Annotated in this window: 16 protein-coding genes; 9 read left to right on the forward strand and 7 right to left on the reverse strand. The window is 59.0% G+C overall.

Annotated features, from left to right (window positions below; all coding sequences use genetic code 11):
• Nucleotides 1-140 precede the first annotated feature (140 nt).
• From IE166_RS08110 to IE166_RS08135, 6 genes are read left to right on the forward strand one after another with little or no spacing between them, the layout of a single operon-like run.
• On the forward strand, nucleotides 141-992 hold the full coding sequence (locus tag IE166_RS08110) for an alpha/beta fold hydrolase (protein WP_189502927.1): 852 nt from the start codon (nucleotides 141-143) through the stop codon (nucleotides 990-992).
• A gap of 12 nt (nucleotides 993-1004) precedes the next feature.
• On the forward strand, nucleotides 1005-1925 hold the full coding sequence (locus IE166_RS08115) for an ABC transporter permease (RefSeq protein ID WP_189502928.1): 921 nt from the start codon (nucleotides 1005-1007) through the stop codon (nucleotides 1923-1925).
• Nucleotides 1926-1934: 9 nt separating this feature from the next.
• Entirely contained in the window at nucleotides 1935-2792 is an 858-nt protein-coding gene (locus IE166_RS08120; RefSeq protein ID WP_189502929.1) for an ABC transporter permease, read from the forward strand.
• Nucleotides 2789-3805: an ABC transporter ATP-binding protein gene (locus IE166_RS08125; RefSeq protein ID WP_189502930.1), complete on the forward strand. Its 1017-nt coding sequence runs from the start codon at nucleotides 2789-2791 to the stop codon at nucleotides 3803-3805. Before IE166_RS08120 ends, IE166_RS08125 begins: the two co-directional genes overlap by 4 nt.
• Nucleotides 3802-4704 carry an ABC transporter ATP-binding protein gene (locus IE166_RS08130; RefSeq protein ID WP_189502931.1) on the forward strand — a complete coding sequence of 301 codons (903 nt, stop codon included), beginning with the start codon at nucleotides 3802-3804 and terminating at the stop codon, nucleotides 4702-4704. The genes IE166_RS08125 and IE166_RS08130 overlap by 4 nt, the downstream gene beginning before the upstream one ends.
• Before the next feature lie 35 nt (nucleotides 4705-4739).
• Nucleotides 4740-6251: an ABC transporter substrate-binding protein gene (locus tag IE166_RS08135; protein WP_189502932.1), complete on the forward strand. Its 1512-nt coding sequence runs from the start codon at nucleotides 4740-4742 to the stop codon at nucleotides 6249-6251.
• Nucleotides 6252-6725: 474 nt separating this feature from the next.
• Here the strand turns inward: IE166_RS08135 and rbsK are convergent, their stop codons facing one another.
• The 7 genes from rbsK to deoC all read right to left on the reverse strand — a co-directional run bounded on the left by rbsK (nucleotide 6726) and on the right by deoC (nucleotide 14089).
• On the reverse strand, nucleotides 6726-7649 hold the full coding sequence (gene rbsK, locus IE166_RS08140; protein ID WP_189502933.1) for a ribokinase: 924 nt from the start codon (nucleotides 7647-7649) through the stop codon (nucleotides 6726-6728).
• Between the two features lie 9 nt (nucleotides 7650-7658).
• Nucleotides 7659-8738 carry an aldose 1-epimerase family protein gene (locus IE166_RS08145; RefSeq protein WP_189502934.1) on the reverse strand — a complete coding sequence of 360 codons (1080 nt, stop codon included), beginning with the start codon at nucleotides 8736-8738 and terminating at the stop codon, nucleotides 7659-7661.
• Nucleotides 8735-9730: an ABC transporter permease gene (locus IE166_RS08150; RefSeq protein WP_189502935.1), complete on the reverse strand. Its 996-nt coding sequence runs from the start codon at nucleotides 9728-9730 to the stop codon at nucleotides 8735-8737. Before IE166_RS08150 ends, IE166_RS08145 begins: the two co-directional genes overlap by 4 nt.
• Before the next feature lie 3 nt (nucleotides 9731-9733).
• Nucleotides 9734-10711: an ABC transporter permease gene (locus tag IE166_RS08155; protein ID WP_189502936.1), complete on the reverse strand. Its 978-nt coding sequence runs from the start codon at nucleotides 10709-10711 to the stop codon at nucleotides 9734-9736.
• Nucleotides 10711-12204 (reverse strand): sugar ABC transporter ATP-binding protein, encoded by a 1494-nt coding sequence (locus IE166_RS08160; RefSeq protein WP_189502937.1) that lies wholly within the window; start codon nucleotides 12202-12204, stop codon nucleotides 10711-10713. The genes IE166_RS08155 and IE166_RS08160 overlap by 1 nt, the downstream gene beginning before the upstream one ends.
• A gap of 68 nt (nucleotides 12205-12272) precedes the next feature.
• The gene (locus IE166_RS08165) at nucleotides 12273-13319 is read right to left on the reverse strand and encodes an autoinducer 2 ABC transporter substrate-binding protein (protein ID WP_189502938.1); all 1047 of its coding nucleotides are present in this window, start codon (nucleotides 13317-13319) and stop codon (nucleotides 12273-12275) included.
• 74 nt (nucleotides 13320-13393) lie between these two features.
• Nucleotides 13394-14089 carry a deoxyribose-phosphate aldolase gene (gene deoC / locus IE166_RS08170; RefSeq protein ID WP_189502939.1) on the reverse strand — a complete coding sequence of 232 codons (696 nt, stop codon included), beginning with the start codon at nucleotides 14087-14089 and terminating at the stop codon, nucleotides 13394-13396.
• A 138-nt stretch (nucleotides 14090-14227) separates the two neighbouring features.
• Between deoC and IE166_RS08175 the strand changes: the two genes are divergently transcribed.
• The 3 genes from IE166_RS08175 (at nucleotide 14228) to IE166_RS08185 (ending at nucleotide 16462) form a co-directional block, all read left to right on the forward strand.
• A complete protein-coding gene (locus tag IE166_RS08175; protein WP_244641361.1) occupies nucleotides 14228-14959 on the forward strand; it encodes a DeoR/GlpR family DNA-binding transcription regulator in 732 nt (243 codons plus the stop codon).
• 88 nt (nucleotides 14960-15047) lie between these two features.
• Complete coding sequence (locus tag IE166_RS08180; protein WP_244641362.1) at nucleotides 15048-15359, forward strand: DUF1294 domain-containing protein; 312 nt, start codon at nucleotides 15048-15050, stop codon at nucleotides 15357-15359.
• 122 nt (nucleotides 15360-15481) lie between these two features.
• On the forward strand, nucleotides 15482-16462 hold the full coding sequence (locus IE166_RS08185; RefSeq protein ID WP_189502941.1) for a sugar ABC transporter substrate-binding protein: 981 nt from the start codon (nucleotides 15482-15484) through the stop codon (nucleotides 16460-16462).
• Nucleotides 16463-16487 lie beyond the last annotated feature (25 nt).

The raw sequence follows: 16487 nt of genomic DNA on the forward strand, positions 1-16487 counted from the left end.
TAAAACTTCATCAAAAATGCTCGTGCATATTTTTTGGCTGGCTTCAAAGATTTGCGTTTGAAATTGGCGCCATTTCCTGTTTCTATCTTAGCCAACGATGGTTCTGCGGCTCGGGACAGTCGCGCTGGGAGGCTTGCATCATGGCAACGATCGACCTGAACTGCGCCACCTTCGTGTATGATGAAGCCGGGACCGAGCATAATGAGACGATCATCGCGCTGCATGGTGGACGGGGTATCGGCGACCGCAAGGGTGAGTTCGGCGCCTGGAGCGCGCTCACCGACAACTACCGCGTCATTGCCTATGACCAGCGCGGCTGCGGCGAAACAAGCCTGACGCCCCCTTACACATTCGAGCAGTTCGCCGATGACGTCGAAGCCTTCCGTCTCGAGAAGTGCGGCGGACGCAAGATCATCCTTCAGGGCGGTTCGTTCGGCGGCATGATCGCGCTGACCTATGCGGTCAAATATCCGGAGGGTCTGTCGCGGCTCATCCTGCGCGGCACAGCGCCGAGCCACCATAATGAGGAAGACGCTTTCGACAACTTCCGCGCCCGCCTGCACAAGGCGCCCAGCGCGTCGGAGGCAATGCTGCGCAAGATCTTCTCCGACACCGTCATCGACGACACGGAATTGCGTCTCATCTGGCTCGCCTTCCAGCCGCTCTATTACGAGAAGTTCGATCCCGACGCGGCACTGGAGCGGGTGCGCACTATGCATCTGCATACAGAGACCCACAACGCGCTGTTCAAGGAACGCAGCTACGACCTGCGCGACCGCCTGCCCGAGATCAAGGTTCCGACCCTGGTGATCGTGGGCGCGCAGGACTGGATCTGCCCGCCCAATCACTCCCGCCTCATCGCGGAGCGCGTCCCGAACGCAGAGCTGCTGGAAGTGCCAAACGCCAATCATGCGGTGCATGTGGAAGCGAAGGCCACCGTCATGGCGGCCGTGCGCGACTTCCTTGCGCGCACCGCTCCGCAGCGCGATTAAAAAGGGCACCGCGTGATCCGCTATCTTCTGACCAAGATTCTGGAAGCGTTGATCGCGGTTTGGGGCGTGCTCACGATCGTCTTCTTCGTCACGCGCATCATCGGTGATCCGGCAGCCCTGTTGCTGCCACTTGGTGCATCTGCCGAGCAGATCGATGCGCTGAACGCGCAACTCGGGCTCGATCGGCCGCTGATCGAGCAATATATTACCTATATCGGCCAGGTCTTTCAGGGCGACTTTGGCCAATCATTCCAGTTCGGTCGACCGGCGATGCAGGTTGTTCTGGAGCGTATGCCGGCGACGCTCGAACTCTCGACCGCTGCCATCATCTTGGGAACGTTGATCGGCGCCGTCGCCGGCTCTATCGCGGCTCTGAAGAAGGGCACCATGGCCGAGCTGATCGTGATGATCTTCGCTCTTCTAGGCCAGGCGACACCCGTTTTCTGGCTGGGCATCATGCTCATCCTGTTCTTTGCGGTTGATCTCGGATGGGTGCCGACCGGCGGATACGGCACGATCTCCCACCTAATTTTGCCTGCGGTCACCCTTGCAGTGTTCGTGTGCTCCTCAATCGCCCGCCTCCTGCGCTCCAACCTTCTCGACGTATTGAAGGAAGATTATGTGCGCACCGCCCGCGCCAAGGGGCTCATGCCGCGAACCATCTTCATCTGGCATGTCGGGCGCAATGCGCTGATTCCGGTGGTCACCATGATCGGCATCATTACCGGTGAGCTTCTGGGCGGCTCCGTCGTGACCGAGACCGTGTTTGCGTGGCCCGGCGTCGGCCGCCTCATCATTCAGGCCATCGAGGCCAAGGACTTCCCCGTCATCCAGGCAGGCGTTGCTCTGATTGCCTTCATCTTCGTTTTGATCAATCTCGCGATCGACCTGCTTTACGGCCTGCTCGATCCCCGCATCCGCGAACGGCGTTAGGAGAGTTCCGTGAAGCCGTTCTTTTCCGCTCTCTTTCGATCCAAAGCCGGCTTGTTCGGCTGGATTATCCTGATCGTTTTCGTTGCCGTAGCAATTGCCGCACCTTGGCTTGGCCTGCCCAATCCTATTCGCGGCAGCCTCACCGCGCGCCTCGCGCCTCCGACATGGACCGGTCTCTTCAGCCCCGGTCCACACCCGTTCGGCACCGATCAGCTCGGACGCGACATCCTTTCGCGCATCGTCTTCGGCAGCCGTACAACGCTTCTGATTGCCTGCGGCGCTGTTGTTCTTGGCGGCATCGTCGGTGTTACGCTCGGCATCATTGCCGGCTATTTCCGTGGGTTCGTCGACAGCCTGCTGATGCGCTTGGTCGACATCCAACTGGCGCTGCCCTTGATGCTGCTCGCCTTGCTCGTCGTCGCAGCGGTTGGCCCATCCACCACCAACCTGGTGATCGTCCTCGCTCTCACCAGTTGGATCCGCTACGCGCGCATCGTGCGCGGCCAGGTTCTGGCGGTTCGCGAACGCGAATTCGTCCTGTCGGCGAAGGCGATCGGCGCTTCCACAGCCCGCATCATGTTCAGCCACATCCTGCCGAACATCCTGACGCCTGCGCTTGTGGTCGCCACGCTTGAACTCGCGCGCGTCATCATCATGGATGCCGCTCTCTCCTTCATCGGACTTGGCGTTCAGCCGCCCGCACCAAGCTGGGGCCGCATGCTTGCCGACGGGCGCACTTATATATCCGGCGCCTGGTGGATCGTCACATTCCCGGGGCTCGCGATCGTGCTGACTGTCTTGAGCGTCAACCTCGTTGGCGACTGGCTGCGAGACTACTTCGATCCGCGGCAAAGGAGCGTCCGATGAGCGCGCCACTTCTGGAAGTCCGCAACCTGTCTGTGGTCTTCGACACGCCGGCCGGCACCGTTCATGCCGTCAACGACGTGTCCTACACGCTGCATGATGGTGAGACGCTCGGCATCGTCGGCGAATCCGGATCAGGCAAGAGCGTCCATGCCTTGTCGATGGTCGGGCTTGTGCCCTGCCCGCCCGGCCGCATCGTGTCCGGTGAGGTCCTGTTCGAGGGCCGCGATCTCCTCAAGATGCCGGAAAGGGATCTTTGCCAGCTGCGCGGAGGACGTATCGGCTTCGTCTTTCAAGACCCGATGACCTCGCTGAATCCGGTTCTGACCGTGGAGCGGCAACTCATGGAGCCCTTGCTACGCCATCGCAACCTGTCGCGCTCGCAGGCCAAGTCACGCGCCGTCGAACTTCTGGAACTCGTCGGCATCCCCCACGCGAAGGAGCGCATTCGGCAATATCCGCATCAGTTCTCCGGCGGCATGCGCCAGCGCGTCATGATCGCGATCGGCATTGCCTGCGATCCCAAGCTGCTGATCGCCGACGAAGCCACAACCGCGCTCGACGTGACCGTGCAGGCGCAGGTGCTGGATCTGGTGCGCGACCTGAAGAAGCGGTTCGGCACCACGGTCATCTGGATCACGCATGACATGGGCGTGGTTGCCGGATTGGCCGACACGGTGCAGGTCATGTATGGCGGGCGTATCATGGAACGCGGGCCGGTCGGCCCGATCTTCAAGACGCCACGCAGCGCCTATACCTGGGGCTTGCTGCGGTCGCTGCCCCATGGCGAAGCGCGCACGCAGAGACGTCTTTACCAAATTCCCGGCCAGCCGCCGAACCTCCTTGACTCGCAGCAAGGTGATCCGTTTGCGCCCCGCAACGAATTTGCGACGCCGCGCTGCTTTCATGAGGTTCCGCCCTTGGTCCAGGTACCCGACAGCACGTCCGGCCATCTTGTCGCCGCCTGGTACGATCTCCCGATGGCGCTTCGGGCTCGCCAGGAGAAGCCTGCATGAACGACACCCCTCTTCTTTCCGTTCGCAACCTTGTTAAACGCTATGGTGGCAGCAGCACATGGTTCGGAGGTAACAGCTTCGGTGTCTCAGCCGTTGACGATGTCAGCTTCGAAATTGCTCCAGGCGAAACCTTGGGACTGGTGGGCGAATCTGGCTCAGGCAAAAGCACCACCGGCCGCGTGTTGCTCCAGCTGGAAGCGCCGACATCCGGAACGGTCTTGTTCAAGGGTCAGACGATAACCGGACTGTCGGCGTCCGAGCTGAAGCCGTTCCGGCGGGAAATGCAGATCGTCTTCCAGGACCCCTATGCCGCTCTCAATCCGCGCATGACGGTCGGCGCTTTCGTTGCTGAGCCGATGGTGGTTCACAAAACCGCATCGGGCTCCGAGCGGCAGGATCGTACAGCCGAACTCTTCCGCAAGGTCGGTCTCGATCCAAGCTTCATGACCCGCTATCCGCACGAGTTTTCAGGCGGTCAGCGCCAGCGCGTCAACATTGCTCGCGCGATCGCGCTCAATCCCAGCTTCATTGTCGCGGACGAGCCGATCACCGCGCTCGACGTGTCGATCCAAGCCCAGATCGTCAATCTCTTCCAGGATCTTCAGGATGAGCTGGGGCTGGCTTACCTCTTCGTGGCACATGACCTGTCCATGGTGCGCTATCTCTGCCACCGGGTGGCGGTGATGCTGCGCGGTCGTATCGTTGAGATGGCGCCAAGCGAGGCCATCTTCGGCGATGCGCGCCATCCCTATACAAAGGCGCTGCTGACCGCGATCCCGGTGCCGGATCCTGACATTGAGCGCAATCGCCGACACGTTCCGTTCGACCTCGAAATGCACGGTCCCCGGCCTGGCCAGACCCTGCAGAAAGTCGCACCGCAGCACTTCGTTCTCACCTGATCTTCCCGCTCTAGAAAGGTTGCAGCATGCCGTTGATGTCCCGCACTGCCTTCTTCGCCGGCGTTGCCGCCGGCGCCCTGGCCTTCGCCTTGCCGCTTTCGGCGCCGGCCTCGGCCCAGGATGCCAAGTCCGTCACGATCGCCATGCGCGTGTCGGTCAACACGCTTGATCCGCACATGACCGCGTCGGTGGGTTCGGACCTCAGCGTCCTCAGCCACATCTATCCGTCGCTTCTTCTGCGCGCACCGGACCTGAAGCTGCAACCCGCGCTCGCCAAGAAGTGGACCATGGTGGATGATGTCACCTGGCGCTTTGAACTGGCGGAAGGCGCCACTTTCGCCAATGGCGAAAAGATCGATGCCGCAGCCGTGAAGTGGAATCTCGATCGCGTGCGCGACAAGGCGGTCGGTGCGCGTATTGCAGCCTGGTTCGAACTGGTCTCGGACGTGCGCGTGGTTGATCCACTGACGGTAGAGGTGAAAACCTCTTCGCCCTACCCCGCTTTTGCCGACCAACTGTCGATGTTCTTCCTGTTGCCGCCAGAATGGGCAAAAACTCACAATCCGGCATCCGAAACCATGTCGGGCGGCCCTTACACCGTGGCAGAGAACGTGCCGGGCGACCACATCACGCTGAAGGCCAATCCGGATTACTGGGGCGAAAAGCCTGCCTTCGATACCGTCAACTTCCGCACCATTCCAGAGATCGGCAGCCGGGTTGCTGCCTTGATGGCTGGCGAAGTCGATCTCGTGACAGGCGTTCCCACGACAGAGATCGAACGCATCAACGCTTCCGGCAATGCCCATGCGGATGCTGTTGATTCAACACGGTCGATGCTGGTGAAGATCAATCATCAGAAGAACCCGATGGAGAACCTGAAATTTCGTCAGGCGCTGAACTACGCTATCGACAAGGAAGGCATCGTTCAATCCATCTTCGACGGTAAGGCCACGGTGTCTAACTGCCAGATCCTCTCACCAGACTATTTCGGTTACAACCCCGACCTCAAGCCCTACCCTTACGATCCCGATAAAGCGGCTCAGCTTCTGGAAGAATCGGGCGTCGATCTTTCCACGCCGCTCGAGGTTGAAGTTCCTGTTTCCACCTATTTGCAGGGAGACGAGGTAACGCAAATTATCGCCTCTCAGCTGCAAGAAATTGGCCTCACTGTGAAGATCAGCGAGATCGACTTCGGCGCTTTCATGAACAAGCAGATCAAGGCGCGCGATTTGGCGCAGATGGCGGTTCAGGGTCTTGCGTGGCCGACAATCGATGCTGACGGCATGCTTACGATGTTTGCGCCCGGTAACGTCTACGACTACTGGAACAATGCTGATTTCGGCAAACTGCTGGATGAGGGCCGTGCGACGACCGATCCTGAGAAGCGCAAGACCATCTACGCGGAAGCTACCAAGCTGATGTGCGATCAAGCCGCTTCCGTCTTCCTGTACCAGCAGCCAGCCACCTTCGGCGTCTCGAACAAGGTGACATGGCAGCCGCGCGGCGACGACTGGGTTCGTGCCTTCGACATGAGCGTTAAAGAGTAATGGTTTAAATACTTCCGGAACAAACCTTGAGCCAAGCTGATAGCATGGCTCAAGGTGCCACATCATTCAGCGCGCTGCGCGATCGAGCGCACTAACGGGGAACCGAAAGCTGATCAGAGAAGCATTTGAAAGGCGAACGTAGACCGCTCTCGGTACCCTCGATAGCCCTCGAAGGCTTAGAAGACCTAAGAATTCGAAGCCCTAGTTCGCTTCCGGTTCAGAAGCGGCTGAGACGATGCCTATCTACCGATAGCCAGCTACCGGCGACATATCATAACAAGGGAATACGGTCCTCGCCTCGAAAGCTGCTTGTTCAATCAGATCGCTCAAAACTTCGATACTTACATCCTGAACAAGCTAGGCTTATTGCAGATTAAGGACACAGGCGCCCACCATGATGAAAAATAGCTCGCACAGCCATTTCCCAGAAAGCTCGCAGTTTGGCTGATGTGGGATCAGGTCACCCACTGTCGTCTATCCGACAGCCTGACGTTTGGCGAACTGTTCAGCCGTCGCGTAGGACTTCTGAGTACCGCGCCGGGTAACGGTGTCCGCTGCGTAAGCAGCAGCTTGTTTGAGCGCGGCTAGGACGGGGGTACCTCCGGCGAAGAAATGCGCGAAGGCGCCGATGAAAGCATCGCCGGCTCCGGTCGTGTCTACAGGCACGACGTCTACTGCATCGACGCGTTGCGTCTGGCCGGCTTCTACCAGTAACGCGCCGCGCGATCCCATGGTCACGATCACGGTGCCGATACCCCGGCTGATCAAACTGCGTGCTGCAGTTTCAGCCTCGGTTTCGCTACCGACCGGTAATCCAGACAAGATGGCGAGTTCCGTCTCATTGGGAACCAGGAAATCCACCGCTGCTATTCGCGCTACGTCGAGGTCGGCGGCAGCAGGAGCCGGGTTCAGAACGGTCTTCACGCCGTTCGCCTTTGCCCAGGCGATCGTACGGTAAACAGTCGGCGCGGGAACTTCCATCTGCAGCAGGATCAGATTGCAGGCTTTAAGCTGGTCCGCAGCAGCATCGACATCACCGGGCAGAAGGTGGGCGTTAGCGCCCGGGACGATCAGGATCGAGTTTTCACCTGACGCGTCCACAAAGATCGGGGCAACGCCTGACGAGACACCGGGCACCTTGCCGACAAACGTCGTGTCGATCCCGTTGGCTTCAAAGTTGCGGACGGTCGCATCCGCGAAGGCGTCGTCGCCAACCTTGGTAACGATCATGACATCTGATCCGAGACGCGCGGCTGCAACTGCCTGGTTTGCGCCCTTTCCTCCGTGGCCCATCTCGAAGCTCGGTGCTTCGAGCGTCTCGCCGGGATCAGGCATGCGCGTGACATAGGTCACAAGATCCATCATGTTCGAACCGACAACGGCAACTTTCTGGGTCATGAAGCCTCTTCAGCGATAGGATGCAAAACGTTCGCTTTCAGCCAGAGCTTCCGCCTTGTTGAGATAACCTAGCCGCACGTCGAAGGACGCACTTTCGCCGCTTCTCAACTCAAGAACATTGTTCTTAGCACGCTCCGCGGTGTAGCCCTCGGGCTCGCAGGTTGAAGGAAGCGCGAATGCGGCCACGGACTGGTCGCCGCCGTTCAGGATCCAGCGAACGGTCTTGCGAAATTGATCCGGACGGTACCGCATGGCAAATGCATCACCCTGTGGCCTGAGCAGCATGGCGTGGGTCTTGCCTTTATCGTCTCTTTCCAGTCCTTCGACATAAAAGACCTGTTCGGGATCATAGCTCGCACCTTGGGCCAGGAAGCGTGACTCCGAGGGGTCTGCGGCGAGCCTGTCGATGAAGGCCAGGTATTCAGGATTTGGTCGAACATGGCGCGGCACGGCACGGCGCACGCGTGTCGACGCAGCGTCGAACGGCGTTTGCTGGAGAAGCTCCGCACCTTCCGCGTAAGCAAAGTTGGCATGACACATATACATGAGATCCATCGGCAAGGCCGACAGGTTCTCCACGACCATGGCCATGTCGAACAGCGCGCTGCCTTCGCGCAAGGTAACGCTCGGTCGTGCAAGATAATGCGGGCCGAAGCCCATGGCATAGTCATACGTGCCCAGGACACGAAGAAACGGACCTTCCTCATCCTCGCCGGCTTCGATCGCAGCAGTATCCATCGGCGCACACGGCATTTCACCATGCGCGGCATGATCATCCCCGGGACCGGGCACGCCGTTGCGCAGCAGTCCGGAGTGGAAGGCGAAGCAGCCGTAGGTTTCTCCAATCGTCGTGACCCGCCTGGGCGCGGGGAAGAAGCTCTTCATCGTCAGGTCGACATCGTCGAACGCGGCCGACCAGATCATCTGACCAAGGTAAGGCAGCACGACGAGGCTGCCCCGCGCATGGGACAAGCGGATCGCCTCCACGCCCGTCGAATACCGAAACAGCGTCGCGGTTAGTTCGCCATGCTGAACCCATGGCCGTTCGACCTCATCGAAAAAGGCAGGCCGAAGGTGGGCGATGGTCATCGTGCGCGGTTCCTGAAAGCATTGATCGCGATGACGATGAGCAGGAACGCGCCCCAGATGAAGTCGATCAAGTGGTTCGAAAAGCGCATCATCTGGAAGCCGCTGGACAACAGCATGAGTGCAATCACAGCGATCGAGACCCCAAGCACCGTACCCCGCCCACCAGCTGGATTAGTGCCACCAAGAACAGCGATCAACACCGCCTGAAGCAGATAGGAGGTGCCGTAATCGGACTTCGCCGCGTTTGTTCGCCCAGACAACATGATACCCGCGATCGAGGCTAGAACGCCGGTTGTCATATAGGACAGGATGATCATCCGCTCCGAGCGGAGGCCCGCGAAGACGGCGGCTCGTGGATTGGTGCCTATCAGCATGAGCTTGGTGCCGAAAGGTGTGCGCGTAAGCACGAGGGCGATTGTTATGGCCACAAGCAGGAACAGAACCAGCGGGGCGGCAATGCCAAAGACCTTGCCATTCCCGATCATCCCCCAATAAGCGGGAAAGCCGGTAATGGCAGGCCCGCCTGTCAGCACCACGCAAAGCCCTACAAAAATCTGACCCGTGCCGAGCGTCGCCAGGATCGGCGTGATCTTTGTTTTTGCGATCAGCAGTCCATTGATGAGCCCCGCGATCAGACCAACCATCATGGCCAGCAAAGCGCCCGAGCCAACGCGCATGACCTCTTCCAGGCCGGTGGCACCTGGCTCAGCCACCATGATCCGGGTAAAGAACACACCAGCAAGAATGCCCGACAGGTTGGCGACGCCGATCACCGAAAGGTCGATCCCCCCGGTCAGCATGGCCAGCATCATCGCAATGGCGAGAATGCCGAGCTCAGGAAAAATGAAGCTGATGCTTTCGAAGTTGTAGTAGCGCAGGAACCGGCTTGGTTCGAGGAACGACATGGTCGCGAAGATCACGAGCGTAATGATCAGAAGCTGCGCGATGTTGTTGTCCCGGTCGATGATCCGGCGAAAATCGAACTTGCCCATGGGTCAGCTCCCTGCCTTCGCCTTGCGGCGGTCTCGCAAAGCCGTGACGGCGGTGGCGACGACGATAACCGCGCCCACGACGACGCTTTGCCAGGTGTTGTCGACGCGAAGGATGATGAGGCTGTTCTTGATCAGCACAAGCAGCGCGACACCCAGGATCGTGCCAAGCACCGAACCTCGGCCGCCGAAGATCGAGGCTCCGCCAAGCACGACGGCTGCAATGACATCGAGTTCATAGCCGACGAAATCACGCGGGTTTGCCAGCCAGATCATCGACGCATGCAACAAACCGGCGAAACCCGCCAGCGCACCTGCCGCAATATACACGGCATAAACGATGCGCCGGGTCGGAAAGCCCACTCGGCGGGCGGATTCCGGATCACCTCCATAGGCGTGCAAGCCGCGGCCGAGCATGGTGCGGGTCAGAAACAACCAGACCAGAACGGCAAGGCCGAGATAAACGAAGATCATCAGCGTCAACTGGCTGCCGGCGATTGAAACTGTGGATCGGCCAAAGCCGATAAGAGACTGCGGCATCCGGTCGATATTGACGATACTGGTGCCCACAAGCCCGAGCAGAAGGCCACGCACGACCGACGCGGTACCAAGCGTGACGATAAGCGGGATCATCCTGAACGTATGGATGAACACGGCATTCAGGAGCCCGCAAAACGCGCCGATGAGCGTCGCGGCGATGAATGGAAGAACGACCCCCTGATACCCGAAATGGTTCATGGCGATGACAGTCAGATACATCGCCGCCGCCGCGAAGGCTGGGAAAGAGACGTCGATGCCGCCCGAGATCATCACCAGAAGCACCGCGAGTGCCATGATGCCGATCACCACATTGGCGCGAACCAGATTGAATATATTGTCTGGCTGCCAGAATGCGGGATTGATCGCGCCGATGATGACGATCGCGGCGAGAAGGACGAGCGCGACGGCTGCCTCCGAGCGGTGCAGAAAAGCTGGAAGGCGCATCAGTCGAGCCCTTTGAGACGGGCGTGGATATCGTCTTCTTCCACGCCAACGGCTTGGATCTCGTCGATCAAGCGGCCACGATGCATCAAGAGGATGCGGTTACAATTCTGAATGAGCTCGGGCACATCATCGGAAATCATTAGCACCGCCAGCCCGTTCTCAACGGCGAGTTTACGAAGCTGTCGATGGATTTCGGCCTTGGACCCGACATCGACACCGACGGTCGGACCATTGAGGATGAGCACCTTGGGGCCGGTTTGAAGCCAGCGCCCGATAACGACGCGCTGCTGATTGCCGCCGGACAGGAGCCCGACAGCCTTTTCGATGCCAGGGGTGGCAATCCGCAACGAGGACACCGTATCCTCCGCTGCTTGAGAAAAGGCCGTTTTGTCGACAAACGGTCCGCTCGACAGTCGGTCGATCACACCGGCATTAATGTTGCGCGCAATGGACTGCGTCATGAACAGTCCCTCGGACAAGCGGTCTTCAGGCACGTAAGCGATGCCCGCGTCGATTGCCGCGTTGACATCCTTGGCTTCGATCGCATGCCCGTCGATTTCGATCCGCCCGCCGTGGTCAGGCGACAAGCCGAACAGTGCGAGCGCAAGTTCCGTCCGGCCTGAACCGAGAAGGCCTGACAAGCCCACGATCTCACCGGAGCGCAGGGAGAATGAAACATCCTCGACCCGGCCAGGAACGGAAAGACCGGAAACGGCGAGACGAATGGGCGCGTCAGAGGCTGGACCTTCGTATCGCTCGCCGCCGATATCTTGCCCGGTCATCGCCTTCGTTATGGAGCCTTCGGTGAAATCGGCGGTCGAGCCCTCGGCGACCTTGCGGCCGTTGCGAAAAATGACGATCCGCTCGGAAATTTCGAGCATCTCGCGCATCTTGTGGCTGACAAAGAGCACCGCGATCCCCTTTGCTTTGATCTCACGGACCAATGCGAAGAGACGATCGATCTCGCGACCCGTCAGCGCCGTGGTCGGCTCGTCCATGACCAGCAGACGCACCGGCGACATCAAGGCACGGGCGATGGCGACGAGTTGGCGGTCCGCGGTTGAAAGAGAACCGACCTCAGCTTCGAGATCGATGGAAACCCCAAGGCGATCCAGCGCTTCTTGTCCGATGCGGCGCGCCTCAGCCCGGTTCATCAACTGGCGCTTTTCGCCAAGGAAACGACTGAGAGCGAGATTTTCGGCAACCGTGAGGTTCGGAAACAGCGAGAAATCTTGATAAATCACCTGAACGCCGCGCGCGATTGCCTCACGCGGCGAAAGGGTGGCGATCTCTTCGCCATCGAAGACCAGCCGGCCTTGTTCAGGGCGGTAAATCCCGGAAAGCACCTTGATCAGCGTCGATTTGCCGGAACCGTTCTCGCCGGCAAGGCAGACAATCTCTGCCGGCTCGATGGAGAAATCGACATTATTGAGCGCCGTCATTCCGGGAAAGCGCTTGGTTATGGAGGTTAGTTCGATCAACGGCGCTTGCATGGCCGCTCCTTGCCTTCGCGGACGACGAAACGGGACGCTTGCGCGCCCCGTTTGAAGATTGCCGGCGATTAGAACGGATACTTGTCCATGTTCTCGGCGGTGACGCCGACCCAACCCTGCCCATAAAGCAGGTTCGCGGCACCGCCCTGCGGTGTCGTGAGGTTCTCGTAGCCACCCAGGCCAAGGTTCAAACCAGCCTTGATCTCGGCCTTCTTATCCGTGAGAGCCATGACCGCCAGGGTGTTCATTGCGTATCCGGCAACGGCCGGGTCCCAGAACTGGATGTATTGAATGTCACCATTCTTCAGATACTCGCCTGCAACCGAAGGCAGACCGGTACCAGCGAAGAACAGCTTGTCCTTCAATCCACGTTCCGCGATCAACCGTCCAGCACCGGCCGATGTCGGCATCGGACCGCCAAGAATGCCCTTCAGCTTGGGATAGGTGGTCAGCGTTTCCGACAAGCGGGTATAGTCGGTGTTGGCGTCATCATAGGTTTCGAGACGCTTCGTGGCCTGCTTCATGTTGGGGAAGTTGGCTTCCTGATAGGCAACCGCGCCATCAATCCATTCGTTCTGGGATTGGGACGTCAAGCTGCCGACCGTGGTGACATACTCACCCTCGCCGCCCATGCTCTTGCCTAGCACTTCCATCAACTTGGCGCCGTAGGCCTTATTGTCGAAGGCTTCGAGGATATAGTCCGCGTTCTTCAGGTTCGACGCCTCATGGGCGATCACCACGATGCCGCGATCACGTGCTTTCTGAAGCACAGGCTCGACGGCCTCGATGGAAAACGGGACGATCGTGATTGCATCGACTCCCTGTGCAATCAGGTTTTCAACGAGCTGCACCTGAGCGGCAGCGTCGGCAGCGCTCGGACCGACCTGCCAGACGTCGTGCCCGGTGTCCTCGCCGAACTGCTTCACGCCTTCGCGCATACGGTCGAACCAGGCGATACCGTCGACCTTCACAACGGTGGCGATAACGAACTTCTTGCCCGTCGCCTCAGCCGAAATGTCCTTGCGCGCATTCGTGGTGTCAACGACACTTTGGGCGAGTGCGGGTCCTGCCAAAAATGGCAGAACCGCCGCCAAAGCCAAGATCTGCTTTCTCATTCTACTTCCTCCCGTATGTTTCAATAAAAGATCGGACGAACACTGGCCGCTCGACATTCCTTTCCGCGAGACCGTCAGTACCCCGCCGGCGCGTCGCTTGCTCCCGATACGATGGCCACACTGGCGCTGGCACCTATGCGGTTGGCACCGGCCTCAACCATCGCAACCGCAGTCTGCGCATCACGAATACCGCCGGAAGCCTTGACACCAAGCTTGTCGCCAACGATCCGGCGCATCAGCTTGACATCATCGATCGTTGCGCCGCCAGTCGAAAAGCCCGTCGATGTCTTGACGAAGTCGGCACCGACTTCAGCTGCGATCCGGCAAGCCGTTTCCTTCTGCGCATCGTTGAGCAGTGCGGTTTCGAGAATGACCTTCAAGACCTTGCCGTGACAAGCCTCGCGAACGGCTCGGATATCGGCTTCGACGCGTGCAAGATCGCCTTCGCGAAGAGCGCCGATGTCGAGAACCATGTCGAGTTCGTCCGCACCGGCCTTTACCAAGGCTGCGGCTTCAAGCGCCTTGCTCTCCGCTCCAGACGCCCCAAGAGGAAAGCCGAGAACGGCGCAGGTCATGACTGCACTGTTCTTCAGGCGTTGGGCGACAAAGCCTGCATGGACGCCGTTGACGCAAACGGACGCAAAGCCATGCTCCAGCGCTTCGTCGCAATGACGCGCCACATCGGCCCGCGATGCGTCCGGCTTAAGCACGGTATGATCGATGAGCCCGGCGAGTTCAATGCTCGCCTCCGCAGCCTTGTTCGTGCTCATCCTATCCTCCCATCTGTGACAATCTTCACAGAATATGTGATATGTCTTCCATGAACCTGTTGACCGGTCAAGCGAACAATTTGACAATTAGCGGGATCGAATGGGATGGGCGGTTTATTAGGTCTGAGGAAAGTTAAGGTGAAGAAGCCTGAACGCTTGGCGATGCTCGCCGCACAACTGAAGGCGGAGGGCGTGCTTCACCTGAAACAGGCGGCTGAGCGTCTCGGCGTATCGGAGATGACGGTTCGGCGCGATCTCGCCGCCGCACCTGACACGTTCCATTATCTGGGCGGTTACATTCTTGCGCCCCAAACCGAGCGTGATGGTCTCTACCGGTTAGATAAGGAAAATGACGAACACGCAGAAGCAAAGGACGCGGCGTGCAGGAGGGTTGCAGCCCTGATCGCGCCTGGCGATACGATCTTCCTTGATTGTGGAACAACCACTCCGCATCTGATTGCCTATTTGCCAACCGAAGTGCCGCTAACCGTCGTCTGCTACTCGCTGAACATAGCAAACCGTTTAGCTCAGCGGCCCAACATCCGGATGATCCTGCTAGGGGGCCTGTTTCATCCCGCCGCGCAAACCTTCTCCGGCGACGAGGCGATCCACGCGATGGAGCATTTACGCATCAATCACGCGATCCTCTCAGCCGGCGGCGTACACGATCAGCAGGGCGTCACATGCTCGAACTTCAACGAGGTACCGATCAAGCAGATCGCAATGCAGCGCGCACTTCGCAAAACCTTGGTGATCGACAGTAGCAAGCTGCGAACTGTGAGACCCGCCTTTTTCGCAAAGATCAGTCAGTTCGACGAAATCGTAACCGAAAATGGATTGCTCCCGAGAGCTAGTCATCAAGGAGCTTAATCAAGCTTCTTACATCTGGCGCTTGGTGGGAATGGCGCCTACCAGCGCTCATTCCACCACGAAAGACGACGCCTTGCAGTTCGCACTCGTGTTCATCGGTTACCTCGCCGGAGTAAATCTGCTCGCCTATGCTGCGATGGTGCTCGACAAGAGCAAGGCCAGGAAAGGCGCAAGACGCATTCGCGAAACAACGCTTCTAAACCTGGCTTTGATCGGCGGTAGCTTCGGAACCGTAATTGCGCAGCAGACGATCCGGCACAAGACGCAAAAAAAGCCCTTCCGTTCGCGGCTCCGCGGCATCATCCTGTTTCAGGCATTTGTCGTCGTCGCACTCACTTTGGCTTTGATCATGACAGGATTGCCTGAAGCTCTGTTGCAACGCATCGCGTCGTTTGATTGATCGGCGTGCCCGGCTACGTCATCGCCGACGCCCACCTGCCGGCCATATTGACAAGCAAATCAATCTACATCCTCCTTGCTCTTGCTTTCGGCTAGCATCGCCGAGCATTTTGGGAGGAATGCATGACCAAGCTTTTCACCGCTTCTGGAGCGGGTTCATACCGACTTTCGCGCCGTCATTTGCTCGTCGTTGGTGCAGCGGGAGCAGGCACCCTGCTTCTTCCGTCTCTGCCAGCGCTTGCTGCCGATAAGCCAAAAATCGGTCTCGTCATGAAGTCGCTCGCAAACGAATTCTTCAAGCAAATGCAGGCGGGCGCAGAAGACTACGCCGACAAAAACACCGACAAGTTCGAGTTCGCCGCCGTCGGCATGAAGGACGAGCGCGATTTCGCCGCGCAGGTGGATGCGATCGAGAACTTCATCACGCAGCAGTTCAACGTCATCGTGCTGGCGCCAGCGGACTCCAAGGCCATGGTAACCCCGGTGAAGAAAGCGCTGGAAGCAGGCATCAAGGTCATCAATATCGATGTCGCCCTGGATGAAGAGGCCAAGAAGCAGGCAGGCGTAGATTTGGCCTTCTTCGGACCCGACAATCGTGAAGGCGCTAAGCTCTCCGGCATGGCACTTGCTCAAGATCTCGGCAAAGGCGCCAAGGTCGTCATTCTCGAGGGCAATCCGGAAGCTGACAATGCCAAGGAGCGCAAGAAGGGCTTCGACGATGCAGTTGCAGCAGGAGGTTTGACCCTCCTAGACTCCAAGACCGCGCATTGGGAAACGGAAGAAGCCAATACGTTGATGACCAATTTCCTGACGCAGTATCAGGACATCCAGGGCGTGATGGCTGCCAACGACTCGATGGCGCTTGGTGTGGTCAAGGCGCTGGATGCGGCTGGAAAGTCCGGCCAGATCAAGGTCGTGGGCTTCGACAATATTCCTGCCGTTCAGCCGCTGATCAAGGCAAACAAGATGCTTGCCACCATTGATCAGTTCGGCGCCCAGATGGCAGCAATGGGCATCGACTATGGGCTTGCGGAACTAGCCGGAGAGAAACATTCCGGTTGGGTCAAGACCGATATCAAACTGATCACGGCCAAGAACCTGTAAGAAACTCAGCAATCGCGGGGGAAGC

Source organism: Tianweitania populi (assembly GCF_014652875.1).
In the GTDB taxonomy this organism is placed as follows: Bacteria; Pseudomonadota; Alphaproteobacteria; order Rhizobiales; family Rhizobiaceae; genus Tianweitania; species Tianweitania populi.

Coding starts and splice junctions, on each gene's coding strand:
- IE166_RS08110 (WP_189502927.1), top strand. CDS start 141: ATGGCAACGATCGACCTGAACTGCGCCACCTTCGTGTATGATGAAGCC.
- IE166_RS08125 (WP_189502930.1), top strand. CDS start 2,789: ATGAGCGCGCCACTTCTGGAAGTCCGCAACCTGTCTGTGGTCTTCGAC.
- IE166_RS08130 (WP_189502931.1), top strand. CDS start 3,802: ATGAACGACACCCCTCTTCTTTCCGTTCGCAACCTTGTTAAACGCTAT.
- IE166_RS08135 (WP_189502932.1), top strand. CDS start 4,740: ATGTCCCGCACTGCCTTCTTCGCCGGCGTTGCCGCCGGCGCCCTGGCC.
- rbsK (WP_189502933.1), bottom strand. CDS start 7,649: ATGACCCAGAAAGTTGCCGTTGTCGGTTCGAACATGATGGATCTTGTG.
- IE166_RS08145 (WP_189502934.1), bottom strand. CDS start 8,738: ATGACCATCGCCCACCTTCGGCCTGCCTTTTTCGATGAGGTCGAACGG.
- IE166_RS08150 (WP_189502935.1), bottom strand. CDS start 9,730: ATGGGCAAGTTCGATTTTCGCCGGATCATCGACCGGGACAACAACATC.
- IE166_RS08155 (WP_189502936.1), bottom strand. CDS start 10,711: ATGCGCCTTCCAGCTTTTCTGCACCGCTCGGAGGCAGCCGTCGCGCTC.
- IE166_RS08160 (WP_189502937.1), bottom strand. CDS start 12,204: ATGCAAGCGCCGTTGATCGAACTAACCTCCATAACCAAGCGCTTTCCC.
- IE166_RS08165 (WP_189502938.1), bottom strand. CDS start 13,319: ATGAGAAAGCAGATCTTGGCTTTGGCGGCGGTTCTGCCATTTTTGGCA.
- deoC (WP_189502939.1), bottom strand. CDS start 14,089: ATGAGCACGAACAAGGCTGCGGAGGCGAGCATTGAACTCGCCGGGCTC.
- IE166_RS08185 (WP_189502941.1), top strand. CDS start 15,482: ATGACCAAGCTTTTCACCGCTTCTGGAGCGGGTTCATACCGACTTTCG.